This is a genomic window from Frankia sp. CoWAU3, assembly GCF_977971855.1.
In genome coordinates this window covers 8,078-10,054 of record NZ_CDWWXB010000126.1, presented here as the reverse complement: position 1 = coordinate 10,054, position 1,977 = coordinate 8,078, and the positions used below count along the sequence as shown (strand labels likewise).

General features: G+C 67.8%; 3 protein-coding genes and 1 pseudogene. 2 read left to right on the top strand and 2 right to left on the bottom strand.

Annotated features, from left to right (window positions below):
• Positions 1–373, bottom strand: a 373-nt coding sequence (locus AC08ON_RS12100) for an IS6 family transposase (RefSeq protein ID WP_476616982.1), incomplete at its 3' end; no start/stop codon positions are given.
• 65 nt (positions 374–438) lie between these two features.
• On the opposite strand from AC08ON_RS12100, the pseudogene AC08ON_RS12095 reads away from it, so the two are divergent.
• Both AC08ON_RS12095 and AC08ON_RS12090 read left to right on the top strand, forming a co-directional pair.
• A pseudogene (locus AC08ON_RS12095) lies at positions 439–552 on the top strand (IS982 family transposase); the annotation flags it as partial.
• A gap of 157 nt (positions 553–709) precedes the next feature.
• Positions 710–1,423: a metal-dependent hydrolase gene (locus tag AC08ON_RS12090; RefSeq protein ID WP_476607456.1), complete on the top strand. Its 714-nt coding sequence runs from the start codon at positions 710–712 to the stop codon at positions 1,421–1,423.
• Between the two features lie 165 nt (positions 1,424–1,588).
• Here the strand turns inward: AC08ON_RS12090 and AC08ON_RS12085 are convergent.
• Positions 1,589–1,977: DUF2784 domain-containing protein (locus AC08ON_RS12085; RefSeq protein ID WP_476616981.1), on the bottom strand; the 389-nt coding region annotated here is incomplete at its 5' end.

Sequence of the window (1,977 nt, the reverse complement as noted above, 5' to 3'; positions counted from 1 at the left end):
GGGCAGCGAGCTGGTCGCGTCGGGTGCTGGCGAGGACGTCGATGACCTGGCCATGCTGGTCAACGGCCCGGTACAGATACGTCCACCGGCCCGCGACCTTCACGTACGTCTCACCGACGAACCACCTGTCCCCGGGCCGGTGCCGACACGGACGAGCCGCCTCGACCAGCAAGGGCGTGAAGCGCCGCACCCACCGGTAGACCGTGACGTGATCAACGTCGAGGCCGTGTTCGGCGAGCGGCTCCTCGACATCCCGGTAGGACAGGGCGTATCGTAGGTGCCAGCGGACAGCGATGATGATCACCTCGGGTGGGGGCCGAAACCCCGCGAACTCCGATGTCGGGACCGGTGGACAGGCACACCGTCGACGCATCACTCGATCATGACCGATCGGCGGCCGCGGGACAGCGGACTCCGTCGATGCAACAGAGCCCCTACGAGGGCATCGCGATCCGGGTCGCCCAGCGGATCATGGCCATGGCCGCTGGGCTCTGGCACAACCACAAGACCGGCGCGCCCGTGATCCGCTCAGTGATCGCCTACGATCACTGACCCTCAGGAATCACTCGTCTAGCCCTCAGGAATCACTCGTCTAGGACCACACGCGGGGCCCGCTTGCCACGGGACAGCCGAACGTCGCTCGGCGCGCGGCGGCTGGATCGGCTGGATACAGTCTGACGATGCTGATCATTGAGGTTGAGCTGCCATGATGGGACGGACCCACGCCCTGAGCGGGGCGGTGGTCTGGCTGGCCGTCGCACCCCTGCTGTCCCGGGAGCAGTGGTTGGGCCCGCACGCGGTGTCCTTGTCCTCGTCCCAGGTGATCGCCGGCGCGGTGGTATCCGCGGGCGCGGCGCTTCTGCCCGACATCGACCATCCCCACGGTCGGATCGCCAACACCTTCGGGCCGGTCACCCGGGTTATGTGCAGGTGGATCAGCAGGGCCGCCGGTGGCCACCGGCACGCCACCCACTCGATCCTCTTCGCGCTCGGCATGGGTGTGGCCATGGGCCTGCTGGCTGCCCGTTTCGAGTATGGGTGGTGGGCCGCGTTGTTCGTCCTCGTGGGCTTCGGGTTACGTGGGCTCGGCCTGGACTTCGAGAAGCACGAGCACTGGTCGTCCGTTATGGACTGCGTGACCGCCGGGGTCGCTGTCTTTCTCATGCACGGCATTGACATGAGCTTCGCCGGCTACGCGGTCACCCTGGGCTGTCTCGCCCACCTGGCCGGGGACTGCCTGACCCCGCGCGGCTGCCCTCTTCTCTGGCCGGTCACCTGGCGGATGGAGACAGTCCTGGTTCCCCGGACGGACGGCAGGATCGAACACTGGGTCGTCGTTCCGCTTCTCGCGGTCGCCGCGGTAATCCTGACCGTGCGAGTCGTGACGGGCGACGCCGTGTCCCACTGGTTCACCGCCGGTTGAGACACCCGGTGCCGCCCCGCGAACACCGGCTGGGCGGCGCCAGCGTAGGCGGTGTGCCCGCTGGGGTATTTCGGGGTGCGCCGGTGGCGGTGTCGTAGTGCCGTGGTGTCGCAGTGCTGTGACGTCGTAGCCGGCCTCGGCCTGACCCACCGCCGGTCATCACGGTCATCGCTGGCCGGGGTCGGATGATGCCGGATCCGGTCCGGTGTCCACCGTCGGTCGGGACCGTCGTCGGTGCAGGTCCAGGCAGACGCGCACGTAGGCAACGACCACGATCAGCGCGGCCAGCGAGCGGACGAGCCAGGTGAGATCGTCCGGGTAGAGGACGCCCGCAAGGTAATGATCGATGAAACCGCCCTGGTAGGCCGGTTGACCATCGAGCCGTCGCAGATACTTCTCCAGCGGGGTCAGCGGACAGGTGAACCCGATCGTGATGATCGTTACGCCCCAGATGACGGCGGGCACATGCAGCCAGAGCAGCCAACGCCGCCGCCGGACCAGCAGCCCACCGAAGATGATGAACGCGATCCCGAGCAGGTGGGCCACCACGACGA

Excerpts from the sequence above, each read along its gene's own strand:
- AC08ON_RS12090 (WP_476607456.1), top strand. The coding sequence starts at position 710 with ATGGGACGGACCCACGCCCTGAGCGGGGCGGTGGTCTGGCTGGCCGTC.